The 23,905-nt window shown below is 70.7% G+C and carries 22 protein-coding genes; 10 read left to right on the top strand and 12 right to left on the bottom strand.

Annotation, left to right across the window (positions count from 1 at the left end; all coding sequences use genetic code 11):
- Positions 1-2 precede the first annotated feature (2 nt).
- The 9 genes from AC0AIB_RS10855 to AC0AIB_RS10815 are packed head-to-tail and all read right to left on the bottom strand — an operon-like array spanning position 3 to position 6,961.
- Positions 3-197 carry an MbtH family protein gene (locus tag AC0AIB_RS10855; protein WP_363675101.1) on the bottom strand — a complete coding sequence of 65 codons (195 nt, stop codon included), beginning with the start codon at positions 195-197 and terminating at the stop codon, positions 3-5.
- 2 nt (positions 198-199) lie between these two features.
- Positions 200-1,063, bottom strand: coding sequence for a [LysW]-aminoadipate kinase (locus AC0AIB_RS10850; protein WP_328345330.1), 864 nt, complete (start codon positions 1,061-1,063; stop codon positions 200-202).
- Positions 1,064-1,070: 7 nt separating this feature from the next.
- Complete coding sequence (gene argC, locus AC0AIB_RS10845; protein ID WP_465096519.1) at positions 1,071-2,090, bottom strand: N-acetyl-gamma-glutamyl-phosphate reductase; 1,020 nt, start codon at positions 2,088-2,090, stop codon at positions 1,071-1,073.
- A complete protein-coding gene (locus tag AC0AIB_RS10840) occupies positions 2,087-2,260 on the bottom strand; it encodes a lysine biosynthesis protein LysW (protein WP_328345326.1) in 174 nt (57 codons plus the stop codon). The genes argC and AC0AIB_RS10840 overlap by 4 nt, the downstream gene beginning before the upstream one ends.
- A gap of 13 nt (positions 2,261-2,273) precedes the next feature.
- On the bottom strand, positions 2,274-3,224 hold the full coding sequence (locus tag AC0AIB_RS10835) for a transketolase family protein (RefSeq protein ID WP_328345325.1): 951 nt from the start codon (positions 3,222-3,224) through the stop codon (positions 2,274-2,276).
- The gene (locus AC0AIB_RS10830) at positions 3,221-4,051 is read right to left on the bottom strand and encodes a transketolase (RefSeq protein WP_328345323.1); all 831 of its coding nucleotides are present in this window, start codon (positions 4,049-4,051) and stop codon (positions 3,221-3,223) included. The genes AC0AIB_RS10835 and AC0AIB_RS10830 overlap by 4 nt, the downstream gene beginning before the upstream one ends.
- Positions 4,048-5,340: a DegT/DnrJ/EryC1/StrS family aminotransferase gene (locus tag AC0AIB_RS10825; protein ID WP_328345322.1), complete on the bottom strand. Its 1,293-nt coding sequence runs from the start codon at positions 5,338-5,340 to the stop codon at positions 4,048-4,050. Before AC0AIB_RS10825 ends, AC0AIB_RS10830 begins: the two co-directional genes overlap by 4 nt.
- Before the next feature lie 18 nt (positions 5,341-5,358).
- The gene (locus AC0AIB_RS10820; RefSeq protein WP_328345320.1) at positions 5,359-6,381 is read right to left on the bottom strand and encodes a BtrH N-terminal domain-containing protein; all 1,023 of its coding nucleotides are present in this window, start codon (positions 6,379-6,381) and stop codon (positions 5,359-5,361) included.
- A complete protein-coding gene (locus AC0AIB_RS10815) occupies positions 6,371-6,961 on the bottom strand; it encodes a hypothetical protein (protein ID WP_328345318.1) in 591 nt (196 codons plus the stop codon). Before AC0AIB_RS10815 ends, AC0AIB_RS10820 begins: the two co-directional genes overlap by 11 nt.
- 187 nt (positions 6,962-7,148) lie before the next feature.
- Here AC0AIB_RS10815 and AC0AIB_RS10810 point away from each other — a divergent pair, with 187 nt between their 5' ends.
- Entirely contained in the window at positions 7,149-7,637 is a 489-nt protein-coding gene (locus AC0AIB_RS10810; RefSeq protein WP_465096518.1) for a transposase, read from the top strand.
- Here the strand turns inward: AC0AIB_RS10810 and AC0AIB_RS10805 are convergent.
- The gene (locus AC0AIB_RS10805; protein ID WP_465096517.1) at positions 7,601-8,332 is read right to left on the bottom strand and encodes a sulfotransferase-like domain-containing protein; all 732 of its coding nucleotides are present in this window, start codon (positions 8,330-8,332) and stop codon (positions 7,601-7,603) included. The two genes, AC0AIB_RS10810 and AC0AIB_RS10805, sit on opposite strands and share 37 nt — an antisense overlap.
- A 206-nt stretch (positions 8,333-8,538) precedes the next feature.
- On the opposite strand from AC0AIB_RS10805, the gene AC0AIB_RS10800 reads away from it, so the two are divergent.
- From AC0AIB_RS10800 to AC0AIB_RS10765, 8 genes are all read left to right on the top strand, one after another.
- Entirely contained in the window at positions 8,539-9,417 is an 879-nt protein-coding gene (locus tag AC0AIB_RS10800; protein WP_465096516.1) for a RimK family alpha-L-glutamate ligase, read from the top strand.
- Positions 9,414-10,568 (top strand): M20/M25/M40 family metallo-hydrolase, encoded by a 1,155-nt coding sequence (locus AC0AIB_RS10795; protein ID WP_363675118.1) that lies wholly within the window; start codon positions 9,414-9,416, stop codon positions 10,566-10,568. The genes AC0AIB_RS10800 and AC0AIB_RS10795 overlap by 4 nt, the downstream gene beginning before the upstream one ends.
- Entirely contained in the window at positions 10,565-13,843 is a 3,279-nt protein-coding gene (locus tag AC0AIB_RS10790) for a non-ribosomal peptide synthetase (protein ID WP_363675120.1), read from the top strand. The genes AC0AIB_RS10795 and AC0AIB_RS10790 overlap by 4 nt, the downstream gene beginning before the upstream one ends.
- 6 nt (positions 13,844-13,849) lie before the next feature.
- Positions 13,850-16,453, top strand: coding sequence for an acyl-CoA dehydrogenase family protein (locus AC0AIB_RS10785; RefSeq protein WP_465096515.1), 2,604 nt, complete (start codon positions 13,850-13,852; stop codon positions 16,451-16,453).
- Positions 16,453-17,664 (top strand): cytochrome P450, encoded by a 1,212-nt coding sequence (locus AC0AIB_RS10780; protein ID WP_465096514.1) that lies wholly within the window; start codon positions 16,453-16,455, stop codon positions 17,662-17,664. The genes AC0AIB_RS10785 and AC0AIB_RS10780 overlap by 1 nt, the downstream gene beginning before the upstream one ends.
- A gap of 30 nt (positions 17,665-17,694) precedes the next feature.
- Complete coding sequence (locus AC0AIB_RS10775; RefSeq protein WP_328345303.1) at positions 17,695-18,273, top strand: GNAT family N-acetyltransferase; 579 nt, start codon at positions 17,695-17,697, stop codon at positions 18,271-18,273.
- 17 nt (positions 18,274-18,290) lie between these two features.
- The gene (locus AC0AIB_RS10770) at positions 18,291-19,604 is read left to right on the top strand and encodes an MFS transporter (RefSeq protein WP_328348746.1); all 1,314 of its coding nucleotides are present in this window, start codon (positions 18,291-18,293) and stop codon (positions 19,602-19,604) included.
- 348 nt (positions 19,605-19,952) lie between these two features.
- Positions 19,953-21,812 (top strand): NB-ARC domain-containing protein, encoded by a 1,860-nt coding sequence (locus AC0AIB_RS10765; protein WP_328345301.1) that lies wholly within the window; start codon positions 19,953-19,955, stop codon positions 21,810-21,812.
- Between the two features lie 18 nt (positions 21,813-21,830).
- Here AC0AIB_RS10765 and AC0AIB_RS10760 read toward each other — a convergent pair whose 3' ends face one another.
- Together AC0AIB_RS10760 and AC0AIB_RS10755 are read right to left on the bottom strand one after the other, a co-directional pair.
- A complete protein-coding gene (locus tag AC0AIB_RS10760) occupies positions 21,831-22,523 on the bottom strand; it encodes a response regulator transcription factor (RefSeq protein WP_328345300.1) in 693 nt (230 codons plus the stop codon).
- Positions 22,520-22,750, bottom strand: a complete 231-nt coding sequence (locus AC0AIB_RS10755) for a phosphopantetheine-binding protein (RefSeq protein WP_328345299.1) — start codon at positions 22,748-22,750, stop codon at positions 22,520-22,522. The genes AC0AIB_RS10760 and AC0AIB_RS10755 overlap by 4 nt, the downstream gene beginning before the upstream one ends.
- A 351-nt stretch (positions 22,751-23,101) precedes the next feature.
- On the opposite strand from AC0AIB_RS10755, the gene AC0AIB_RS10750 reads away from it, so the two are divergent.
- Positions 23,102-23,890 carry a hypothetical protein gene (locus tag AC0AIB_RS10750; RefSeq protein WP_328345298.1) on the top strand — a complete coding sequence of 263 codons (789 nt, stop codon included), beginning with the start codon at positions 23,102-23,104 and terminating at the stop codon, positions 23,888-23,890.
- Positions 23,891-23,905: the final 15 nt, after the last annotated feature.

The raw sequence follows: 23,905 nt of genomic DNA, 5'->3' as shown, positions 1-23,905 counted from the left end.
GTTCAGGCGCCCGACGCCATGGCACGGCGCAGGCTCAGCGGACGCATGTCGGTCCAGATCTCCTCGATGTGGGCCAGGCAGTCGGCCTCGGGGCCGCGGAAGCCCTCGCCGCGCCACCCGGCCGGCAGCTCACGGTCGGCGTCCCAGATCGAGTACTGCTCCTCGTCGTTGACGACCACGAGGTAGGTGCGGTCCATCGTCAGTTCCCCTTTCGCGCGGACCGGCCGGCCACCGACAAGGCACCGGCCATGGTCACCGTTGTTCCGGACCCGGCCAGGGCCCGGCTGATGGGATCGGGCACCCGTCCGTCGGCGATCCGCACCGAGGCCACCCCGCCCGCCAGCGCCTCCCGGGCGGCGACGAGTTTGAGCGCCATGCCGCCGCCGGCGACGGGTCCGGGAGCGCCCGTCGGGGGCACCTCGTAGGTGCTCTGCACGCTGGTGTCGTCCCCGGGGTCGGCGAGTACGCCCGGCGCGCCGGTCAGCAGCACCAGCCGGTCGGCGCCGAGCGCCACCGTGAGCGCCGCCGCCACGCGGTCGGCGTTGACGTTCACCGGGTGGTCGTGCTCGTCGATGGCGGGCGGCGACACCACGGGCACCAGACCGGACCGCAGCAGGCCTTCCAGCAGTTCGGTGCGGACGGTGCCGATCTGGCCGCTGTGGTTGTCCCGCACCAGCACGGTCCGGCCGTCCACCACCGCCCGGACCGCCGGTTTGCGGCGGGCCCGCAGCATGCCGCCGTCGAGGCCGGTGAGGCCGACGGCGGGCACCCCGAGGCCGGACAGCGCGGCGACGATCGCCGGCTTGACCGCCCCGGCCAGCGCGAGCACGACGACCTCCAGCATCGCCGGATCGGTGTACCGGGCCGACACCCCGTCCGGGGCGACCAGGGTGCGCTGCGGCACGCCCAGCTTCCCGGCCAGCCGGGCGATCTCGCCGGAGCCGCCGTGCACCAGGACGACAGCCTCGCCCCGGTGGACGAGCCGGGCGACGTCGGCACAGATGCTCGTCGAGTCCACGGCCGGATTCCCGCCGCACTTGACGACCGTCAGCAGTCTGGTCACGGCTCTCCTAGGCGGGGTGCAGGCCGGGGAAGGACAGGCCGAGGGTCTCCGGCCAGCCCATGCGGATGTTCAGGCACTGGACCGCGTTGCCGGCGCCGCCCTTCATGAGGTTGTCCAGCGCCGCGATGGTGGTCAGCCGGCCGGTGTCCTCGTCGAAGGCGAACCCGACGTCGCAGAAGTTCGAACCCGACAGGATCTTCGGTTCCGGGTACCGGTACAGGCCGCGTTGCTGCGCGACCAGCCGGACGAACGGCTCGTCGCGGTACCGCTCCCGGAACGCCCGGCGTATCGCCTTCGCGTCGACGCCGGGTTTCGGGGTGACGTGACAGATCGTCTGCACGCCCCGCACCGCCTCCACCCCGGTCGCGGTCATGGTGACCCGCACGCCGACGTGCCGGGCGATCTCCGCCTCGTGCCGGTGTCCGGTCGGCGCGAACACCCGCATCGCCCCGCTGCGGAACGCGTGGAGGTTGCCGTCGCCGGCGGTGGCCCCGGATCCGCTGGACCCGGTACGCGCGTCCAGCCGGGCGTCCGGTCCGATCATGTCCCGGATCGGGTACAGCGAGAGCACGCCGGCCACCGCCATGCATCCGGGCACGCTGACCAGGTCGGCGCCGCGTAGGCGCTCCCGGTGCAGCTCCGGAATTCCCGGCACGAACTCGCCGAGCAGGTGTGGCGCGGCGTGCGGAGTCCCGTAGTAGCGCTGGAAGACCTCGGTGTCGTCCAGCCGGAAGTCGCCGGTGAGGTCGATGACCTGTTTGGTGTGTCTTACCCAGCGGTCGATCTGGGTCATCGCGGCGCCGTGCGGCGTGGCCAGGAAGACGGTCTCGTACTCGTCCACGTCGTCCGCCGAGCAGAACAGCAGTTCGGTGGCGGATCGCAGGTTCGGGTGGACCCCGTCGACCCGTTTTCCGGCGAACCGGGAGGAGACCGCAGCCGTCACCTCGACCTCGGGGTGCCCGACGAGCAGTCGCAGCAACTCCCCGCCGATGAATCCGGCCGCGCCGACGACAGCGACGCGGATCACTCGCCCCAGTCCTCTTCGATCTCGGGGGCCAGCGCGAGCACCGCCGGAGTCAGGGCGACGATCTCCAGTTCGTTGCGGCAGCCGGCACACTCGACGATCTCGTTGAGCCGTACCGCATCGCTGATCGGCACCTCGTCCGCGCATTCTGGGCAGGCCGACATGGTGGTCATGGGTGACGTCCTTTCACTGGTGGGTCCCGAGGCGAGCCGTCGCGTCGAGTGCGGTGCGGACCATGGTCACGATCCGTTCCGCGGTGATGTCGTAGTGCGTGAGGAGGTGTTCCTGGTTGCCGACCGTGTCGACGAACTGGTCCGGCATCCCCAGCCGCAGGACCTTCGTCGGCGCGGCCTCGGCCAGGGCTTCGGTCACCGCGCCGCCGAGGCCGCCGCTGCGCCAGTGCTCCTCGACCGTGACCACGAGCGCGGCCGGTCGCGCCGCCTCGATCAGCGTCCCGGTGTCGAGGGGCCGCACCGTGTGCAGGTTCAGCACGGTGGTCTCGATGCCGTGCCCGGCGAGGATGTCCGCCGCAGCGAGGCAGGCGAGCGTCGGGTAGGGGCCGCAGCACGCGAGGACGGCGTCCCCGCCCGTTCGCAGCGTCTGGGCGCGACCGATGACCGGCGCAGGGGCCGGCGGCAGCGGCGGCGACGGTTTACGGTCGAGCCGGACATAGAGCGGTCCCGGCAAGCTCAGGCTCTGCGCGACGAACGCCTCCACGGCCGCCGCGTCGGCCGGCACCACCACGGTCATCCCGGGTAGCACCCGCAGCACGGCGAGGTCCTCCAGGGCCTGGTGGGTCGGGCCGAGGTGGCCGGCGGCGAGACCGCCGTGGGTGGCCATGATGCGGACCGGCAGCCGGTTGTACGCGATGTCGATCTTGATGGCCTCCAGGGCGCGTGAGGCGGCGAACGCGGCCATCGTGTTCACGAACGGCATGCGCCCGCACGCGGCCATCCCGGCGGCGATCCCCATCAGGTTGTGCTCGGCGATGCCGAGGTTGAGGTACTGGTCCCCGGCCGCCGAGACGTGCTCCGGGCGGAACAGACCGGTGTCGGTGTCCAGGCAGATCGCCTCCGGATGCCGCTCCAGCAGGGAGAGCAGGCAGTCCCGGTACGCCTCCCGGACCGCGCGGCTCATCGGGCGGCGTCCGGGACGGCCAGCGCGGCGAGCGCCCGGGCGTGGTTGCGCGGCGACAGCGTCACGTAGTGGCTGTCGGGCCGCCCGGCGAGGAACGAGAGCCCGTGCCCCTTGACCGTGCGGGCGATCAGCACACTCGGCCGGCCCGGCTCCCACGGTGCGGTGGCGAGGTGGTCGGCCAGCGCGTTCGCGTCGTGGCCGTCCACGTCGCGGACCGCCCAGCCGAAGCTGCGCCAGCGTTCGGCCAGCGGTTCCATCGGCGCGATCCGCTCGGCCGGGCCGGTCAGCTGCAGCCCGTTGCGGTCCACGACGGCGACCAGTCGGTCCAGCCGCAGCGACGCGGCCGCGATGGCCGCCTCCCACACCGAACCCTCCTGGAGTTCGCCGTCGCCGAGCAGCACGAAGCTGCGTGAGTCACGGCCGGCGTACCGGTTGGCCAGCGCGAACCCGCAGGCCAGCGCGAGACCGTGGCCGAGCGACCCGGTCGGCAGCTCGACCCCGGGCACCGCCCGCACCGGATGACCCATCAACCGGCTACCTGGCCGTCCGTATCCGGCGAGCTCCCCGACCGGAAAGTAACCCCGTTCGGCGAGCGTCGCGTAGAGGGCCAGCGCGGCGTGGCCCTTGCTGAGCAGGAAGCGGTCGCGGTCCGGGTGGTTCGGCCGCCGCGGGTCCACGTTGAGCACCGAGAAGTACAGCGCGCTGAGCACCTCGACGCAGGAGAAGGCGCCGCCGAGGTGGCCGCCTTCCGGCCCCGCGCACATGTCGACGACGTGGGTGCGGATGCGGGCGGCGACCGCCTCCAGCGTGTCCTGGGCCGTGGTCATGACGCCGCCGCCGCGAGCGTCGCCACCGCGTCCCGGTTCGCCCAGACCTTCTCGAACGCGTCCGCGTAGTGGCCGAGCAGCTCGCCCGATCCCGGATTGAGGTGACGCTTCTGCAGGGCGAGGGAGTCGGCGATGATGGCCCGGGCCACCGGGTAGTCCGCGCCCGGGGCCGATCCGCCGGTCACGGTCCACGGATAGCCGGCGCCGAACCCGACGCGGTCGACGAACACCTTCTGGTCGGGCAGCGGCATCAGCTGGTACTGCGACATAGGCACACCTTCGGCGCGCAGCAGCCGCCGCAGCGCCGAGCGCAGCGCCACCGGCCGTACGTCGTCGGAGAGACCGAACCCGGCCCGCTCGAACCGGAACCGCAGGATGTGCCAGACATGTGTGGTGTCCGGGAGCGCGGTCGGTACGCGCAGGCCGGGCAGCGCCGTGAGCCGCGCGAGGAATTCGGCGACGTTGCGTTGCCGCTGGCGTTCGTACCCGTCGAACCGGGCGAGCTGCGCGGTGGTGAACGCGGCCTGGATCGCGTTCATCTTGTGGTTCCAGCCCAGGCCGTGGGACACGTAGTCGCGGTCGCGGCCACTCTCGATCACCTCGCCGAACTGCCGGGCCCGGCGGACCGCCTCGGCCAGCTCGGCACGGCCGGTCACCAGCAGGCCGCCCTCGCCGCAGGTCGGGATGTTCTTCGTGACCTGCAGGCTGAACGCTCCCGCGTCACCGATCCCGCCGACCGGCCGACCCCGGTAGGTCGCACCGGGGGCCTGGGCCGCGTCCTCGATCACCGCGAGGCCGTGCCGGCGTGCGATGTCGAGGAGCCGGTCCATGTCGGCCGGCGCGCCGTGCAGGTGCACCGGGATGATCGCCGCGGTCCTCGGCGTGATCCGACGCTCGACATCGTCCGGGTCGAGGTTGAACGTGACCGGGTCGACGTCGGCGAACACGGGAACGGCCATCTGGTGTACCGGGGCGAGCCCGGTGGCGATGAAGCTGAGCGCGGGCACGATCACCTCGTCGCCCGGTCCGATCCCCAGCGCGGCCAGCGCCAGGGACAGCGCCGCCGTACCGGTGGACACCGCGACGCAGTGGTCGAAGCCGAACCGCTGCGCCCAGTTCGCCTCGAGGGTGGCGACCGGGTTGACGCCTTCGGTGTTGGACACCAGCCGGCCGCCGTCGAGCGCGTCGAGGACGGCCTTGCGGTCCTCGTCCTCGATCAGCGGCCAGTCCACGCCGCGCCGGTCCTTCGGTACGGCGGCCGTGCCGCCGAACGCTGCCAGCTTGCTCATCGCTGCCTCTCCGGGTGGTCAGATCGCCGCGGTGACGGCGTCGACGGCGTACGCGTACTTGCCACGCAGGACGGTGGCGTGGTGAGCGATGTCGGCGGAGACCGCCCGGGCATCGGCGATCCCGTGCGCGCCGGTGATGCGCAGCCCGGTCCAGGCGTGGGCGACCGCCTCGACGGCCCGTCCGGCCCCGGCGAGGGCCGGGTCGCCCCACTCCCGGCCGCAGCGGCGCAGCAGTTCCCCGTGCAGCGACGCCTGCGCCTGCATGCCCCAACCGAACGGGTACAGCTCGCGCAGCGCGGCGGCGTCCCCCGCCCGGCACCGGTCGACGAGTTCTCCGGCGAACGCGTCGAACCCGGCGAGACCGTTACGGGCCGCGGTGGCGGTGGTGAAGTCGTCGACGTCGACGCGCAGGTACCCGTGGAGCAGCTCGGGGGTCAGCGGCGCGGGTGGGGCGTCGAGCCGGACGTCGAGACAGCGCCTGCCGATCCGCGAGTCGCTGAAGAACGCGTCCTGCACGTCGGCCGGGTTGGCCGAACCCCAGCTGTTCAGGAACTCCCCGAGCGGGACCGGCCCGCGGTAGGCCGGCGGCATCGCGTCCGAGACGTACACGAGCCCGCGGTCCTCGTCCAAGCCGTAGATCACCACGAGGTGAGCGGCGTGCACGTCGCCGTAGGCGGGCCGGAACGGCAGGTAGAAGTTGTCCACCGCGGCGATGACCGGCTGGTCGCGGGCCAGCGACTCGCGCACCTCCCGCCAGACGTCGTCCTCGTCGGCCGGCTGCCACCAGCGGGCCCGCAGCTCGTGGTGCGGGGCCAGGGCCGCGCCCAGGTCGCCGTCCGGGCAGGGGTAGTAGAACTCGTCGAACCGGACGTCGCCCGGCAGGTGCAGGAACCGCCAACCCGCCCCGAGCACGGCCAACGGGTCGGCACCCCACCGGGCCACCAGCGTGCCGAACGTGGCCTGCAGGCAGCTGATCAGGTCGCGGCACCACAGCTCAGGCTCGGCGATCAGATAGGTCCGGGCCGTCACGTCACTGGTCATGATCGCCCTCCGCGTGTTGGACGGTGACCGCGAAGAGGTGCATCGCGGCGTTACGCGGCAGGCGGATGCCGACGAGGTCGGCACGCCGGGTGACCGGCACCCGTTGGGCCCACATGACGGCCGGCACGCCCTGCTGCACGTGGTGCGGGTAGTGCATGACCGGGCTCTGGAACGCCAGGAGCTCGCCGAACCAGGCCGGTGCCGCCCAGAAGTCGGAGACCCGCAGCCACTCGGCGTCGACCGGGCCGGCAGTGAAGTTCAGCTCCACGGTGTCCTCGCAGCGCCGCTCGGCCGCCGCCAGAACGTGCACCCAGTCGTAACGGCCCTGCGCCACGGCGATGAACTGTCCTTCGCAGCGGACGTTGTCAGGGCCGGCACACACCGGCGGGAAGTGGAAGGGCACGCCCGCCACGTGGACGAGGCTTTCGCCGGCCGGCAGGTGCTCGGCGGCGAACGAGTTGCCCCACACGTTGAAGTGGCCGGCCTTGGTCGCCGTCGCCGACGAGATGGCGACGTTGTTGCGGTGCTCGGATATGTCGACCGGATCGCACCGGCGGGAAACGGCACTGGAGACGAGCATGTCTCTCCCTCACTGGAACACCCTTCGGTGACACCAATCTAGGCGGCCGAATCCCTCATTTCGTCTCCATAATGATTACCGCGAATGTCCCGATTGACCTTTCGATGCACTCTCCGGGTAATCAAGCTGACTATCGGACCCTTTTCGTCGTGGTCAAGGGCGGCCGATCGGGCAGGTAGGGGGTCGCGTGTCGATCCTCCCGCTGTCCACGCGTAACCGGACCCGCCTGACCGAGCTGATCCGCGACCGGTGGCGCGCGACCGGTGGCGCCGGCGCGCGGGCCGCACCCGCAGCAACAGGCGCATGGCCCCTGACCCGCCTGCGCAACGGCGGCAGCCTCCCCCACCTCGGGGGTGGCGAGGTGTCGGTGGCCACTGCGTCGCGGTACCGACGCGAGGCTGTGGACCTCCTCGCGGTTCTGCTGGCCTGGCCCCGCCCCGGCCGCGTCCGCTCCGATGCCGCGTGCGCCGCCCCGGGCGGCGCGTCACCGTTGCCGGCCTCGTCAGGCGACACCACCCGCTACCGGCTCCACCGCGGTGGCGACCGACGCCTCCACCGAGCACTCCACACCGTCGCGCCGGGCCGCGTGGGGCACGACCCTCACACCCGCGACCACGTCACCGGCCGCACCGCCGGCGGTCAGGGCCGGAGCGCCGCCACGCGCAACCGCTCGTAGTACGGCAGGTGGTAATCGCGGTAGTCCCGCAGCACCGGATTCCCGTCGACCACCCCGGCACCGGCGCCGTCCTTCCGCCCGAAACCCGTGGTCCGGCTGGTCGACTGGTGCCACCGGCCGGTCGCCTGCCACTCCGGCCGCATGCCCGGCCGCCAGCTCAACGCCTCCGGCACGAACGGGATGCCGACCGCCGCGCAGTACGCCCGCACGGTGTCCTCCGGCCGGTCCAGCAGGTCGTCCGAGTCGATCACGGTCGGCGTCGTACCGGTGGCCGACCGCACCGCCTCGAAGACCTCACACAGCCAGGCGAAGCCGATCTCGTCGCGCCCGAGCTTCGGGTTCAGGGCGAAGTGCGAGGCGATGGCCTCGGTCGGGTGGCGAATGATGAACGTGTGGGTGGCGGCCTTCAGGAAGGCCACATCGGCGAGCAGCGCCGGGTAGCGAAAGTCCATGGTGTCCTTGAAGAACACCGGCCGCTCGGCGGCGACCGCGCGCAGGGCGTCGAGCACCTCCTGTTCGGTGCGCGCGACCCGGTCACCCACCTTCGCCTCACCGAAGTCGACCACCTGGGAGAACGGTTCGTGCACCACGAGATGGTCGTTCCGCTCCGCCATCATCCGGGCGAAGGCGGTGGAGCGACTGCGCGGGGCGCTCCACAGCGCGAGCACCGACATCCGTTCCGGGGTGCTTTCCATGTGATTCCTTCCGTTATGACGCATTGAACGTGGTCCATTGTCGTACAGGCCGGGCGCGGATCAGGTAAGCGAAACCCGCACCCCGCGGGCACGAATGTCAATGTAACGCGTCGTCCCGGATGAACCTCGCGCGGACGCGTTCGAGATCGAGTCGCCCGTAGCGTCACGGAGCAGCCGAATTGTGCCGTCCCATTACGGAGGTCATGGTGCCATCGATACCAGAGCATCCCGACGACGGCCGGATCGCCGTGTTGGCCAGCCGGGTCGGCGCGGACGAGAAGCGACTGTTCGAGGCGCTCGATCGGCGTGGTGTCGCCTTCGACCAGGTCGACACACGGCGGCGTTGGTTCGCGGCCGGGCAGCGCGACCTGCCCTGGCAACTCGTGCTGAACCGGGAGATCGGCCAGGTTCGGGCCGAGTACGCGGCCCGCTGCCTCACCTCGGCCGACATCGACGTGGTCAACAGCGCCGACGCGACCGCGCTCTGCGGGGACAAGTGGCGTACCACCATGGCGTTGCAGGCGGCCGGGCTGCCGGTGCCCCGCACCGCGCTCGGCCTCACCCCCGAGGCCGCACTCGACGCGCTGGACGCCATCGGCTATCCAGCGCTGATCAAACCGCTGGTCGGGTCGTGGGGCCGGCTCGTGGTCCGGCTACCCGACCGCGCCGCCGCCGAAGGCGTACTGGAGTACGTCGCCGCGCTGCCCGGCCCCCAGTCGCACCTCGGGTACGTACAGGAACTGGTCGACAAACCCGGCCGGGACATCCGGGCGATCATGGTCGGCGGTGAACTGCTGGGCGCCGTCTACCGGGTCGGCGAGATGTGGCGGACCAATGTTGCGCTCGGCGGACGGACCCGGCCGTGCGAACCCACACCCGAGATCATCAAGCTGTCGACCGACGCCGCCGCCGCGGTCGGCGCCGACATCGCCGGCGTCGACCTGATCGAGGACAGCGACGGCCGGCTGCTGGTCTTGGAGGTCAACCACCGGGTCGAGTTCTCCGGCTTCCAGTCCGCACTCGGCGACCGCGTCGACGTCGCGGACCGCATCGTGGAACATCTACTGGAGCGAGGATCTCGATGAACTTCGCATTCACCTCGTCCGGCGCGGTCACCGAGACGTACGCCGTGGGCCTGCTGCGCGGGATGCTGGAGGTCCCCTCCCCCTCCTACCAGGAACGCGCGCTTGCCGACTTCCTGGCCGACGCCATGGCGGTCCTGGGCTTCCGGTCCCACATCGACGCGGTCGGCAACGTCATCGGCGTGATCGAACGCGGCGAGGGACCGACACTGATGCTGCTGGGACACCTCGACACCATCCCCGGCGAGATCCCGGTCCACTCCGAGGACGGCAAGCTCTACGGCCGGGGCGCGGTCGACGCGAAGGGGCCCCTCGCGGCGATGATCTGCGCCGCGGCCAGCGCGGTCGACTTCCCCGGCCGGCTCGTCGTGGTCGGCGCCGTGGAGGAGGAGACCCCGTGCTCACGCGGGGCGATGGCGATCCGGGTCACCCACGAACAGCCGGACGCACTGATCGTCGGCGAACCGAGCGGCTGGTCGAGCGTGGTGCTCGGATACAAGGGCAAACTCGACCTGCGCTACACGGTCAGGCTTCCGTCCACACACCCGAGCAACCCGGCACCGAAGGCCTCCGACCTGGCTGTCGCCTGCTGGACCGCGCTGGTCGACCTGCTCGGGCCGGACGCCAGCCTCGGCGTGTTCGATCGGCCGGGCGCGACGCTCTGCCAGCTCAACGCGGACCTGACCACGGCGACCGTCGACGTCAGCATCCGCACCCCACCGGGCCACGACGCCGAAGCGTTGGTCCGCGACCTGCGTGACCGCCTGCCGGCCGGTGACATCGAGGTGCTGAACTCGGTCGCGGCCTGCCGTGCGAGCCGGTCCACGCCGGTGGCGCGCGCGCTGGTGTCCAGTATCCGGCGGCTGCACGGCCAGCCGCGGTTCCTGGTGAAGACCGCCACCTCGGACATGAACACCCTCGCCGAGGTCTGGGACGTCCCGATGGCCACCTACGGCCCCGGCGACAGCCGGCTCGACCACGCCGACACCGAGCACATCGTGTTGTCGGACTACCTGCGTGGCATCGACGTGCTGTCCATTGCCATCTCGGAACTGGCGCACCTGCCCGTCCGGTCGGACGGCGATCAGCACACCGGTTCCCGAGAAGACTCTCCGACGATCGATGCGACCAACTTGAACGGGAGCTTCGCGTGACTTCAGACGTGAGATCAGCGCCGGACAGTGTCGCCGGCGACAAGAAGCAGTCGCTCGCCACGATGTTGGCCAACGCGCGGGCGAGGGTCACCGGCGGGCCGCAGCCCCGACAGGATCGCGACAACGTGCCGCTGTCCTACTCGCAGAACACGTTGTGGTTCGTCGACCAGCTGCAACCCGGCGAAACGACCTACAACGTCGCGTTCGCGTTCCGGCTCGACGGCGAACTGAACGCCGACGCCCTCTCCGCGGCGCTCGCCGGCATCGTCGTGCGCCACGAGGCGCTGCGGACGTACGTCCTCGTCGAGAACGACCAGTACTTCCAGGGAATCGTCGAGAATCCCGAGGTCGCCGTCGAGCGGTCGTACGCGGACTCCGAGACCGAAGCGAACCGGATCCTCGTCGAACGCGCCGAGACCCGCTTCACGTTGACGACGTTTCCACTGTGGAAGTTCGATCTGATCACCGTGCGTGATGACCTTCACTTCCTCAGCGTGGTCTTCCACCACATCATCTTCGACGGTGTGTCGTCGGCGGTCTTCTTCGACGAACTCGTGCGGGAGTACAACGCCCGTCGGGTCGGTGTCGCGCCGGAGATCGAACCACCGGCCGTCCAGTTCGCCGACTTCAGCGCGTGGCAGCGCAAGCGCCTGCAGGCCGGGGCCTGGCAGGCCAGCGTCGACTACTGGACGGAGACCCTGCGCGACGTCGAGGTCATGGACATTCCCGGCGACCGTCCGCTGCCACCCGACGCGACCTACGCCGGCAGCTCGGAGACGAGCAGCTGGAAGGGGGTCGCGGCCGACGTCAAGCGCCTCGCCCTGGCCCTGTCCACCACGCCGGCGACGGTGTACGCGACGGCGATGGCCTGCGTGTACCACCGGTACTCAGGATCCGAGGACGTCATCTTCGGGATGCCCAACGCGAACCGCGGCGAGATCGAGACCGAACGGACCATCGGCTTCTTCATCAACATGATGCCGCTGCGTTGCCCGGTCGCACCGGACGAGACGTTCCAGGAGTGCCTGGCGCGGGTCCAGCAGCGGCTGCGCGGCGCCCAGGCGCACGGCTACCTTCCGCTCGAGGAGATCGTCGCGCACACGAACGTCCAGCGGGACTCCTCCCGGTCGACGCTGCTGCAGTACACGCTGACGATCAACGAGTGGACCGACCAGCTCCAGCTCCTCGACGGCGTCTCGCTGACCGGCATCCTGCCCGAGACGACGCGCGCGAAGTTCTTCCAGCAGTGGACGCTCAACCAGGCCGACGAGGACCTGGACGTCAACACCGTCTACAACACCGACATCTTCGACCTGGCGACGATCCAGGCCATGCAGCGGGCGTTCGTCGGGTTCCTCCGCCGGGCGCTGGCCGCGCCGGACGTCAGCATGCAGCGGCTCTGGGACTCCGACGAGGAGGCCCGGGCGCTACAGGGCCACCTCGGCGTCGGCACCCGGACGCCGGCGCCCACCGGCAGCGTGTTCGCGCACTTCCGCGACGTCGTCGACGAGCACGAGCACCGCGTGGCGGTCAGCACCCCCACCGCGCAGCTGACCTACGGACAGCTGCTGCGCCGGGTCGACCAACTGCGCGCCCACCTGAGCGCGGCCGGGGTCGGCGCCGGCAGCCGGGTGGGCGTCGCGCTCGAACCGTCGCCCGACTTCCCGGCGGCCGTGCTGGCCCTCATGTCACTGGGCGCGGTCTACGTCCCGATCGACGCGATGAACCCACGCGGCCGGATCGAGGCGATCATCAACGACGCCGACCTGTTGCAGGTGATCTGCGACGCGACCACGGCCGGGATCTCACCGGCACTGGAACGGCGGTTGCCGGCCGACGCCGAGCCCCCCGCCGGGCGACCGGAGGTGGCCCGCGGCGAGGACGCGACCGCCTACCTGATGTACACCTCGGGCAGCACGGGAACGCCCAAGGGCGTGCTCATCAGCCACGACAACATCCTCGGCTTCATCCGCAACGTGCGGACGCTGTTCGAGCTCTCCCCCGACGACCGGGTCCTCGGTTACGCGTCCTGCGGGTTCGACGTCTCGATCTTCGAGATGTTCGGTGCGTTGCTCAGCGGCGCGTCGCTCCACCTCGTACCGTCCGGTCAGCGGCTGAGCATGCCGGATGTCCAGCAGTTCCTGCAGGAGCGCCGGATCACCGTGACCGACCTGCCCCCGTCGGTGATGAAGCTGCTCGATCCGGCACCGCTGCAGGACCTGCGCATCGTGTTCGTCGGCGGCGAGGCGTTCTCCCACGAGCTCGTCCGGGCGTGGGGCAAGGGCCGCCGGATCTTCAACGGATACGGCGTGACCGAGTGCACCGTCACCAGCATCGTCAAGGAGTTGCGGGAGCCGCTGTCGCCGGGTGCCCTGCCCATGGGCGGGCCGATGGACAACCACACGGCGTACGTGCTGGACGACCACCACCGGCCGGTGCCCCAGGGGGTCATCGGACAGCTTGCGCTCGGCGGAGTCGGACTGACGTCGGGCTACTGGCGCCGGGACGAGGACAACCGGAAGAAGTTCATCCCGGACCCGATCGGTCCCGATCCGACGGCCCGGGTCTACCTGTCCGGCGATCTGGCTCGGCTCAACGGCAGCGGCGAACTCGTGTACGTCGGGCGGCTCGACCGACAGGTCAAGATCAATGGTGTACGGATCGAGATCGGCGAGATCGAGAGCGTGCTCCGCGCCGCCGACGGGATCAAGAACGTGTACGTACAGGTCCGGCCGGACGGGGATCAGAAGCGGGTCGTGGCGTACTGCGCGACCGGGGCGGGCGGCACCGTCTCCGAGGCGGTGCTGCGGGAACACTGCCGCAAGCGCCTCGTGTCCACGATGCGGCCCAGCAGCTTCGTGATCATGGACGAGCTGCCGATCAACGCGAGCGGGAAGATCGACGAGCGGGCGCTGCCCGCCGTCGGCGTCGACGCCGCCGCCGAGTCCACGCCCGTGGAGCAGCTCAACGACATCGAACGCACGATGCTCACCGAGGCGTTCGGGCCGATCCTGGGCCGCGTCGACTTCTCCAAGACGGCCAGCTTCTTCGACCTGGGCGGGACGAGCCTCCAGGCCGTCCAGCTGATGTCGAAGATCAAGAAACTGTTCTCCACGACGATCTCCCTGGTCGTGTTCTTCAACGACTCGAGCGTGCAGAGCATGGCTCTGGAGGTCGAGCGGGCCCGGCTGGCCAGCCTGTCGCCCGCGGAGCTCGAGCAGGCCATCGAGCAGATGAGCGAAGAAGACGTGGCCCGACTCCTGGCAAGCGAGTAGGCCGGCATGAATCACAGCAAGCGCCTCAGCACCTACCTCGGTACGAGGTCGACGGTGACCGGCGTACCCGGCCTCGTCGAGATGAGTCAACTCGAACACGCCGAGCGGGTCCTCCTGTTCGCACATCCGGTCGGCGGCAGCCTCCTCGCGCTCCAGCCGCTGGTGCGGAGACTGCGCGACTACCGGTGCGTCGGACTGGAGGCGTCGCTGGAGGTCCTCGTCGACGGGGAGCCGGCCCCGTCGATACAGGAACTCGCGCGGCGGTACGTCGCGGGCTTCGGCGACCGGTGTCCCGACGTCGACGTGGTGTGCGGCTGGTCCTTCGGTGGCGCTCTCGCCTGGGAGATCGCCTGCCTGCTGGCACGACAGGGCATCCGCCCGAAGGTGGTCCTGCTCGACTCGACGTGGCGGTTCAGAGAATACGAGGAGCCCACGCCGAGCAGGCGGCTGCGGGAGTTCGTCGGCGACGCGCTGAGGTCGGGCGGTCAGGCCGGCGAGTGGCGGTCCGACTCGCCGACCGCAGCCGCCGAGGCCCTGGGCATGGACATGGAGACGTTCTCGGAGCGCTTCGAGATCTTCGCGCACAACTCCCGTCTCATCGGCACCTGGTGGCCCACACCCGGCGATCTCGACATCGTCTCGATCCGCGCCACGGAGTCCTCCAAGTCGGACTGGCGGGAGACGACCTCGGGCGACGTCGACTTCCAGGACCTGGCCGGTGGACACTACGACCTGCTCAACGATCCCGAGAACCTGGCCGCCATCGAAAAGACCATCCGATACGGTCTTGCGACTACGGGCACCGTCGCGGACACGGGCACGGACCACGGGAACGTCGCGCCCGATCTGTTCGCGTCGCTGACCGAGCTGATCGACACGCCCCGGTGGCGCGACCTCGTGATCCGGTCCCGGCGGATGGACGGGCGAGCCATCGCCGAGGCGTACCGGGAACTCGGCCGACGTGGTCTGCTCACCCCGGACTGGCCGCGCGAGCTGGGCGGCTCGGGCACGTCGACGCGGGTGGCCGTCGAGCTGTTCGAGCGGTTCATCGCGACCGGTCTGCCCGACCTCGTGTACGCGCTCACCGTGCAGATCGTCGGCTACTTCGTGCTGAAATCCGGCTCCGACCGGCTGAAACGCGAGCTGCTCCCGCGGATCAGCCGGGGCGAGGAGTTCGCCACCGTGCTCTACAGCGAGCCGGGCGCGGGCAGCGACCTCGCCGCGCTCCGGACGCGGGCCGAGCGCCGCGGCGACCGGTACGTCATCAACGGCGTCAAGGTGTACAGCATCTACAGCGACATCTCGGGTTCCGCGTTGGTGGCCGCGCGCACCGGGGCGGACGGCAACAAGTACGACGGCATCACCCTCTTCGTCGTCGACCTGGCCGCACCCGGCGTGACCGTCGAGCTCGTCGACACGATCCAGCCCGAGCGCATGTGCCGGGTGACGTTCCGCGACGTCGAGGTCGACAGCTGGCGGCGGATCGGTGCGGACGGCCGCGGGTGGGGGCTGCTCGACGGTGCCCTGGCCATCGAACGCACCGGCATCGACCACGTCGTCCGGGCGGCCCGGTGGCTGACCGCGCTCCGTGCGGCGACCGGCCGACCCGACGACCTCCAACTGCTCGAGGGACAGGTCGAGTGCGCCACCACGGTGGCGCGCGCGGCGACCGAGGTGTTCCTGCGCCCCGATGTCGCGGCGACCGACACCGCCGTGGCCAAGCTGTACACGAGCGAGACCTGCCAGCAGGTCGGGCACGAGGTACTCCGTCGTTGGCGGACGCTCACAGACCGGACCGACCTAGACGACCTCGTCCGCGAGGAGCTGTACTCCGGACTCACCGAGTCGCCCGGGCTCACCCTCTCGGCCGGCTCGTCGGAGATCATGCTGTCCACCATCAAGGTGGACCTCGGCGAGGAGTACTCCCGCCGCTGTCGCGAGATCCCCCGACGCTTCGGGCCGGAGCTGGTCGACACCCTGGTGGAGGTCCTCGAACCGGTCGGCGCCGGCGTCCGGGCGCAGCCCTTGTTCGCCTACTCGCCGACCCGCCGCACGGCGCTGGCGGACACCCTGGCCGAGCTGGGATTCGACCGGATGGAACGCCCCGAGGACGAGGGCGGTCTCGGGCTCGGCCTCACCGCCGGGTGCGCGATCAGCCTGAGCCTCGGGTACCTCGGTTACGAGAACGCCTACCGGCCCGGTCCGACCGGTTCCCGCCAGGACCGGGTACGCCACGCGGCGTACGTGCTGGGCCTCGGCGTCGGGCTGTTCCGCACGGCCTGGGAGCACGCGTCCGGCCGCGAGCAGTTCGGCCGGCGCCTCGTCGACCTCGACGCGTTGATGTTCCCGCTCGTGCGGTCGTACGCCGAGATGCACGCGGTGGGCACGCGCCTGTACGAGATCGCGAACACGGCGGCGCAACTGGACGAGAGCGCGCTCCGGCGGTTCGAGCTGGTCCAGCAGGACGCGATGGTCCGCCTCCTACGCGCCGCGATGCAGGTCATGGGCGCCCGAGGCATCACGGAGTGGTCGGTCGCGTCGTGCTTCTACATGCGCTGCGCGGAGAACATCGGGCTGCTCGACCCCCTGTCAGGCAAGGAGAGGTGCTGATGCGAGTCGATCTCGACACTCCCGGAGCGGCGGAACTCTACGACGAGTCGCGGTATTCGGACCAGGGCATGCACGCGGCGTGGCGGGAGATGCGCGCGCGCGGCGGACTCCACCGCCAGGTCACCCCCGACGGGCAGGAGTTCTTCGCGGCTGTGCGGCACGCCGACGTCCGGGAGGTGCTGAGCAACCACACGGCGTTCTCCTCGGCGTACAGCACGATGCTCAGCGTGCGCGGCGACGGGGACGTCGCGGCCGGGGCGGCGATCCACCTCACCGACCCCCCGGTCCACTCCGAACTCAAGCGCATCTTCACCCCGCTGATGACGGTGCCGGCGACGCAGCGGCTCGCGCAGGGGATCGACGAGCGCATGCGAGAGTTGTTCGACACCATCCGGGGCCGTGAATCGTTCGACTTCTGTGCGGACATGGTCACCCTGCCGATGACGGTCACCGGCGCGCTGATGGGCATTCCCACGAGTGAGTGGCCGGTCACCGGCCGGGCGACCGTACGCGCGATGGGCGGAACGGACGCCGGCGAATCGGCGTACCAACGTCGTCTCAACCTCTTCGAGGCCCACACGACGATCATGACCGTGCTCGGGGACGTCCTGGAAGACGCTCCGGCGGGTGACTCGGTGATCGGCCGGTGTCCGCGGACCGCCGGCGTGGTGGAGGACCCGGGCCGGGACGTCGCCCTGCTCAACGCTTACGCGTTCCTGATGGGGGCGAACCCGACCATACCCCAGACGATCAATCAGATGCTGATCCTGCTGGCCGGTGACGACGACCTGTGGTCCTGGTTCACCTGCCAGGAACGCACGGAACAGAAGTTCGTCGACGAGGCACTGCGGTGGGCCAGCCCGATCAACCACGTGCTGCGGCGTACCACCGGCGACGTGACGCTCGCCGGAACCGAGGTCCCGGCGGGGTCGTTGGTCACCGCGTGGCTCGGCTCGGCGAACCGCGACGAAGAGGTGTTCCCGGAGCCGTTCCGGTTCGTCCCCGACCGGTCCCCGAACCAGCACACCGCGTTCGGCTTCGGTGTTCACCGGTGCATCGGCCAGCATGTGGCCATCGCCGGCATGAAAACATTCTTCGATCTCTGGCGCGAGAGCGTGCGATCCGTTTCCCTTGCTGGTGAGCCCAGGCATCTCGTGTCGAACTTCCTGAACGGCGTCGTGAGCCTGCCGCTCTCGGTCAGCTGGAGATAGGCGGCACCAACGCCGCGGAGAGAAGGACGCGTGAGTGACCTCGTGGCAACCGTGGTCGGCCCGGGCGACCGGTCCAGGGTGGACCGGTTCTTCGGCCCGAAGGGGCTCGTCGAACACTGCTTCTGCCAGTACTTCCGACTGGAGCGCAAGGACTACTCCGCATGCCGTTCCGCGGCGCGGCGGGACCGCCTCGCCGAGCTGATCACCGCCGGCGAGCGGGTCGGAGTCCTCGGTTCGATCGACGAGGTACCGGTGGGCTGGATCGGGGTCGGTCCCCGGCTGGGCTTCGCGCGACTGCGCACCTCCCGCGCGGCCAAGCTGCTCCCGGGGGACGACCCGGAGCGCATCTGGTCCATCGTCTGCGTCTACCTGGCGCGTGAGCAGCGGCACCGGGGACTGCTCCAGATACTGATCAACCGGGCCGTGGAGTGGGCCCGGGACGAGAAGGCCGACCTGATCGAGGCCTATCCCGAGGATGACCGGGACCCGGCGACCCGGATCGACCCGCGCAGCTTCCGTGGCCGGGTCACCACGTTCGAGGCCTGCGGATTCACCGTCGTCGAGCCCAGGCTGAAACACCGGGCGCTGATTCGTAAAGACCTTCGATAACCTGTTGAGGAGTGCACATGGGCCTGGGGCGTAATTTCAACCGCCTGTGGTTGTCGCAAGGCTTGTCGAACACGGCTGACGGCCTGGTGTCGGCGGCCATGCCGCTGCTCGCGGTGGCGATCACCCGGGACCCGCTGCTGATCAGCGGGATGACCGTGGCGAACTTCCTGCCGTGGCTGCTGTTCACCCTGCCGTCCGGTGAGCTCGCCGACCGCATCGATCGACGCCTCATCATGGTCGTCGGCAACGTGTTCCGGGCGGTCGCGTTCGGTCTGCTCGTCCTGGCGCTGCTCGCCCACCTGCACAGCATCGTCATCCTCTACCTGGCGGTGTTCCTCTCCGGCGCGGCCGAGACGATGGTCGACAACGCGGCGTTGACGGTTCCGCCGCGCCTGGTCGAACGCAAGGACCTCGAGCGGGCGAACGGGCGCCTGTTCGCCGTCCAGTCGGCCATCAACACGTTCGTCGGTCCGCCGGTGGGCGCCCTGCTGTTCGCGGTGTCGGCATGGTTGGTGTTCACCACCGGCGCCGGGCTGTTCGCGATCGCCGCGCTGGCCCTGATCACGCTGCCCCGGCTGCTGCCGACGGCGAGCAACGTCAGCAGCTCCCGGCCCACCCCCGGCTCCATCGTGCGCAGCATCCGGGCCGGCTGGTCCTACTTCTGGAACCACAAGCTGCTGCGTCGGGTGGCATTCATCTCCGCCTCGATCAACGGTTTCGGAGCGGCCACCGGCAGTCTGATCGTGCTCGTGGCGACCGGGCCGCTCGGCGTCACACCGGCCTGGTGGGGCGTCTTCATCGCGGTACCGGCGGTGGGCTCCATCGCCGGCTCACTGATCGCGCCGAAGCTGGTCCGGACGATCGGCGGTGGACCGGTGACCTGGCTGGCGGCCCTGGTGCCCGCAGCCACCTACGCCGCGTTCGGCCTCAGCAGCAGTGTCGTCCTCGTCGAAATCTTCCTGTTCTGCAGCTCGGTGGCGACCGCGATGAACCAGATCGTGGTCAGTACGTTGCGGCAGGCCTCGGTACCCGACGAGCTGCTGGGCCGGGTCACCGCCGCCTACCGCCTGATCGTGCTCGGCGTCGTACCGCTGGGTGCGTTGCTGGGCGGGGCGCTGGCCCACTGGCGGGGAACGTCGGCCACGTTCATCGGCGCCAGCATCGGGTTGACGCTCGCCGCGCTCGTGTTCGCCTCGCGGGTGACGACGCGAGGACTCCGCGAGGCCGAGCAGGCCGGCCACTCGGCGACCGGGTCGTCGCCCGAGCCCGACCAGAACGGATCCGGCCCGGGCGAGCTCGCCGACGCCGAGGCCGCCACCCGGCAGACCTGACGACGGCGTACGGAGCTGACCCCGAAACGTCCTCGGGGTCAGCTTCCGCGTAGGCGGGGCACGCGGCCCCTTCGCTGGTGGGAGAACCGGCCCGGACGGCGGCCGCCTGCGGAACGTCCTCCGGCCGGCGCCCGCACAATCGCCGGTGCGGGTCGGGTCCTCGCCCGTAGGTCGAAACCGTCCGCCGTGTGTGGGAACACTTCAGCCGGACAAGCATTCACGTTGGGCACGCACGTGTGATTCGATGTCCGGACAGGCGCCGGACATCGACGTTTGCACACGCAGGCGATCGCGTGGGTCAGTCGCTCCGAGCGTTCTACAGCATCGGACATAGGAGGCCGCGATGCCATGGACCTGTCGCTTCAGTCGCTAGAGCACCTGTGCCTGGACCTACGGCAACTCCGACTCCAAGCGGGCGGCCCCAGCCTGCGTGACCTGGCCGCCCGGGTGGGCATCAGCAAGAGTCAGCTGGGAGCGATCCTGTCCGGACAGGTTCGCCGGCTGCCCGACTGGGACGTGGTCAAGGGGCTCGTGGAAGCCGTCCGAAAATACAGCGCCGATCGCGGGCAGTTGGCCCAGCTGTCGTTGACCACCGGCGTGGAGGAGTTCTGGCGGCCCCGTTACAGCGCTGTCGAACACGCGTTCAGCTGCCGGAAGATCCAGCCCTCCGAGACACTGCGGATCTACCAACCGGCTCCGCCCGAGCCGTGCCCGCCGGTCGTACCGCACCAGCTGCCGCCCGCCGTGTCCCACCTCAGCGGCCGAACGTCCGAGCTGGCCGCGTTGGACGCGGTGATCGCGCAGGACGTACCGGCCGGCTGCGCGGTGGTCGCGGTCGTCGGCGGCATGGCCGGGGTGGGGAAGACCGCACTGGCCGTGCACTGGGCCCACCAGGTCGCCGGTCGCTTCCCCGACGGGCAGCTGTACGTCAACCTCCGCGGGTGTGATCCGGACGGGCCGCCGATGTCCCCCGACGCGGTCGTGCGGGACTTCCTGACCGCCCTCGGCGTGTCGGCCGGACAGCTTCCCGCGACCGCCGCGGCGCGCATCGCACTCTACCGTTCCCTGCTCTACGACCGCCGGATGCTGGTGGTGCTGGACAACGCCCACGCGGTCGAGCAGGTGCGGCCCCTCCTGCCGGCGAGTTCGGGCTGCCTGGTCCTGGTGACCAGTCGGAGTCGGATGGCCGGCCTGATCGCCGCCGACGGCGCCCGGTCGGTGCGGCTCGACGTCCTGGCCGGCGAGGCGGCCGGCGAGCTGCTGGCGCGCCGCCTGGGGCCGCACCGGGTGGCCGCCGAGCCGCGCGCGGTCCGCGACGTCGTCGAGCGGTGTGGAGGGCTGCCGCTGGCGCTGGTCCTCGTCGCCGCCCGGGCGCTGAACCACCCCGGCGTGGCCCTGGACACGCTGGCTGTCCGCCTGTTCAATGGCGGCCGCGAACCGAACGCGCCCGCCGGCGATCCGGCCACCGATCTCGAGGCGGCGTTCTCCTGGTCGTACCGGACGCTCAGCCCGCCGTCCGCCCGGCTGTTCCGGCTGCTGAGCCTGCACCCGGGACGGAACGTCAGCACGGCCGCGGCCGCCAGTCTGGCCGCCCTCCCGCTGGCCGAGACGACCCTGCGACTGTCCGAACTCAGCGAGGCGGCCCTGGTCACCGAGCGGGGGCCGGGCTGGTACGCGCTGCACGGCCTGGTCGGCGCCTACGCCGGCGACCTCGCCACGCACACCGATCTCGAGAACGCCCGGCGCGCCGCGACGGTCCGGCTGCTCGACCATTACGTGCACAGCGCGCGGGCCGCCGCGACCCTGCTGGATACCGGCGACGACCCGGACCCGGTGCCGCTCGCCCCGCCGGCCGCCGGCGTCACCCCCGAGCTGCGGTACACCGACCGGTCGCCGGCGACGGCCTGGTTCGACGAGCGACGCCCCGTGCTCCAGACCGTGCTGCACCACGCGATCGGCGCCGGGTTCGCCGCCCACGCCTGGCACCTGGCCTGGAGCCTGGACGCGTACCTGACCCACGGCGGCCACCGGGGCGACCGGGTGGACATCTGGCAGGTCGCGTTGCGCGCCGCGGAGCGACTCGGCCATCCGGACGCCCGGACGTTGGCCTGCCGGCGCCTGGCCGGCGCCTCCGTCCGGCTGGACCGGACGGTCGAGCTCCTCGCCCACAACGAGCGCGCGATGGTGTCCCACCGGCGTCGCGGTTGACCGCCCTCGACAGCGAGGTCAGCTCGCCCGCTTCTCCAGGTCAGTACCTCGCCCATCCGACTGAATGAGACCGGACCGGTAGGCCAGTGACACGAGCTGCGCGCGGTCGCGGACGCCGAGCTTGGTGCGCACCCGGTAGAGATGTGTGCGCACGGTGGCCACGCCGATGATCAGCTCACGGGCCACGTCCTCGGTCGACATACCCCGAGCCACCATCTGTGTCACCTCCCGCTCACGCGGGGTCAGGTCGGTCACCTCCGGATACTGCGGCGGGGCCGTGGTGTCCGGTTGCTCGCGGAACCACGTGACCAGGCGCTGCGCGACGTTCGGGGCGAGCATGGCCCGACCCGCGGCCGCCGCCCGGATCGCGGCGACCAGTTCCTGCGGGCTCGCGTCCTTGCCGAGCAGGCAGCTCGTGCCCGCGTGCAGGACGTCGCTGACGGTCTTGTCGGCGTCGGACGCGGTGAACACGACGATGTTGGGCGGCGGGTCCTCCTTGCCGAGCCGGCGGATCATCTCGAGGCCGGAGATGATCCGCAGGTTCAGGTCGGTGACCACGACGTCGGGCCGTGCGGTGCGCGCCAGCATGATCGCTTCCATGCCGTTGTCGGTCGTCCCGATCACGTCGATGTCCGGCACCGCGTCCAGTAGCGTCCGCATGCCGTCCCGGACGACCGGCAGTTCGTCGCAGATGAGTGCGCGGATGGTCATCGCGTCTCGCCTTCGCACGGATCACCGGAGACCCGGTCGACGAAGGCCGCGACACCGGCCACGGTCGGGTCGTCGAACAGATCGAGGAGCGTCATCTCCACCTGGAAGTCCGAGCGCACCAACGCTACCAGTCGCGCGGCGAGCAGCGAATGGCCGCCGAGGGCGAAGAAGTTGTCGTCGACACCGACCCGCTCGCGGCCGAGCAACGCGGTGAACAGCGCGGTCACCCCCTCCTTGGTCGTCCTGCAGGGTGTGGTCGGGTCATCGACGCCCTCGTGAGGCGGGAGATCCGCCGTGTTCGTTCTGTGCGACACATCAGCCATCTGTCTGTTGTTCTGCGCACCGGTATTGGTGGGCTATCCGATAGATATCGGCACCGGAGAATGCGTCGCCTTCCCGCCCTCCCGGATTGCCGATCTCGGGTCTTTCGCCCGGTTTCCCGGTCGACGGGAGTCCCGCCGTCCTCCGGTGGCACGCCCTGGCACTCCCGGAACGGGCGCAGGCGATCGCCAGGCGATACACGATCGATATCGTCCCTGGGTTGCCTGGGCGCTGGCGATCGAGTGAAGGGGTGGACGGTGGAGCTGACGACGTGGCGGGAACTGTGCGATCGTGGGCGTGACCTGGTCCTGTGCCTGGACTTCCCGGGCGGGCGGGCAGCAGCCGGCTTCTCCGACCTGGCCGCCGGGGCACCCGTCGAGTTGTGCTTCCTCCATCTCGCCTGGTCGGGCCTCCACACGGATTCGCGATTGGACGCGCACATCGCACAGTGGGTGGGCGAGGCGCTCGGGACCCGTCGCCCGGTGCGGGCCGTGCTGGGCTTCTGCGCCGGAACCGCCCTGGCGACACGTGTCGCGGACGCGGTCAGCGCGACGGCCGGCGCGACACCGCCCACGGTCCTGCTGTTCGACGCGGCCGCCGTCCAGGACGACGCGCTCCGCGACCAGTTCGTGTCGTCGGTCCAGGCCTCCGCGGCCTACCTGGCCGAAGGCGAGCTGGACGATGCCCGGCGGTGGTCGCAGGAGTTGCTCGCCACCGGCCGGGACGACCTGCCGCGGGTCGCCACGGCGTTGATCGACCGGTACGACCAACTCATGTCAGGGATCGCCGACCGACTGTCCCTGGGCGAGGTCATCCGCCGGGAGCTCACCGACGGATTCGCCGCGTACATGGCCTACCTGCTCCTGGCCGCCCAGGGCGGACTGGATCTGCGGGTCGGAACTCCGATGTTCCTGTCCTCGCGGGATCACACGCTGCCGGTGGATCCGGTGCGCGGCACGTCGTTCGGGGTCGACCGCGAGCGGCTGTTGGGCGACGCCGACGTGTGGAAGGTCGTCGCCAGCGTGCTGGGCGAACAGCGGTCGTGATCCGGACCGCGCCGC

The organism is Micromonospora sp. DSM 43699, from assembly GCF_055517075.1.
The sequence above is the reverse complement of the archived record's forward strand: the minus strand, read 5'-3'. Positions and strand labels throughout refer to the sequence as shown.

Bases quoted from the DNA above. Each gene is read 5' to 3' on its own strand.
- AC0AIB_RS10855 (WP_363675101.1), bottom strand. From the start codon at position 197: ATGGACCGCACCTACCTCGTGGTCGTCAACGACGAGGAGCAGTACTCG.
- AC0AIB_RS10840 (WP_328345326.1), bottom strand. From the start codon at position 2,260: ATGACCACCATGTCGGCCTGCCCAGAATGCGCGGACGAGGTGCCGATC.
- AC0AIB_RS10835 (WP_328345325.1), bottom strand. From the start codon at position 3,224: ATGAGCCGCGCGGTCCGGGAGGCGTACCGGGACTGCCTGCTCTCCCTG.
- AC0AIB_RS10830 (WP_328345323.1), bottom strand. From the start codon at position 4,051: ATGACCACGGCCCAGGACACGCTGGAGGCGGTCGCCGCCCGCATCCGC.
- AC0AIB_RS10825 (WP_328345322.1), bottom strand. From the start codon at position 5,340: ATGAGCAAGCTGGCAGCGTTCGGCGGCACGGCCGCCGTACCGAAGGAC.
- AC0AIB_RS10820 (WP_328345320.1), bottom strand. From the start codon at position 6,381: ATGACCAGTGACGTGACGGCCCGGACCTATCTGATCGCCGAGCCTGAG.
- AC0AIB_RS10815 (WP_328345318.1), bottom strand. From the start codon at position 6,961: ATGCTCGTCTCCAGTGCCGTTTCCCGCCGGTGCGATCCGGTCGACATA.
- AC0AIB_RS10805 (WP_465096517.1), bottom strand. From the start codon at position 8,332: ATGGAAAGCACCCCGGAACGGATGTCGGTGCTCGCGCTGTGGAGCGCC.
- AC0AIB_RS10795 (WP_363675118.1), top strand. From the start codon at position 9,414: ATGAACTTCGCATTCACCTCGTCCGGCGCGGTCACCGAGACGTACGCC.
- AC0AIB_RS10785 (WP_465096515.1), top strand. From the start codon at position 13,850: ATGAATCACAGCAAGCGCCTCAGCACCTACCTCGGTACGAGGTCGACG.
- AC0AIB_RS10780 (WP_465096514.1), top strand. From the start codon at position 16,453: ATGCGAGTCGATCTCGACACTCCCGGAGCGGCGGAACTCTACGACGAG.
- AC0AIB_RS10770 (WP_328348746.1), top strand. From the start codon at position 18,291: ATGGGCCTGGGGCGTAATTTCAACCGCCTGTGGTTGTCGCAAGGCTTG.
- AC0AIB_RS10765 (WP_328345301.1), top strand. From the start codon at position 19,953: ATGGACCTGTCGCTTCAGTCGCTAGAGCACCTGTGCCTGGACCTACGG.
- AC0AIB_RS10760 (WP_328345300.1), bottom strand. From the start codon at position 22,523: ATGACCATCCGCGCACTCATCTGCGACGAACTGCCGGTCGTCCGGGAC.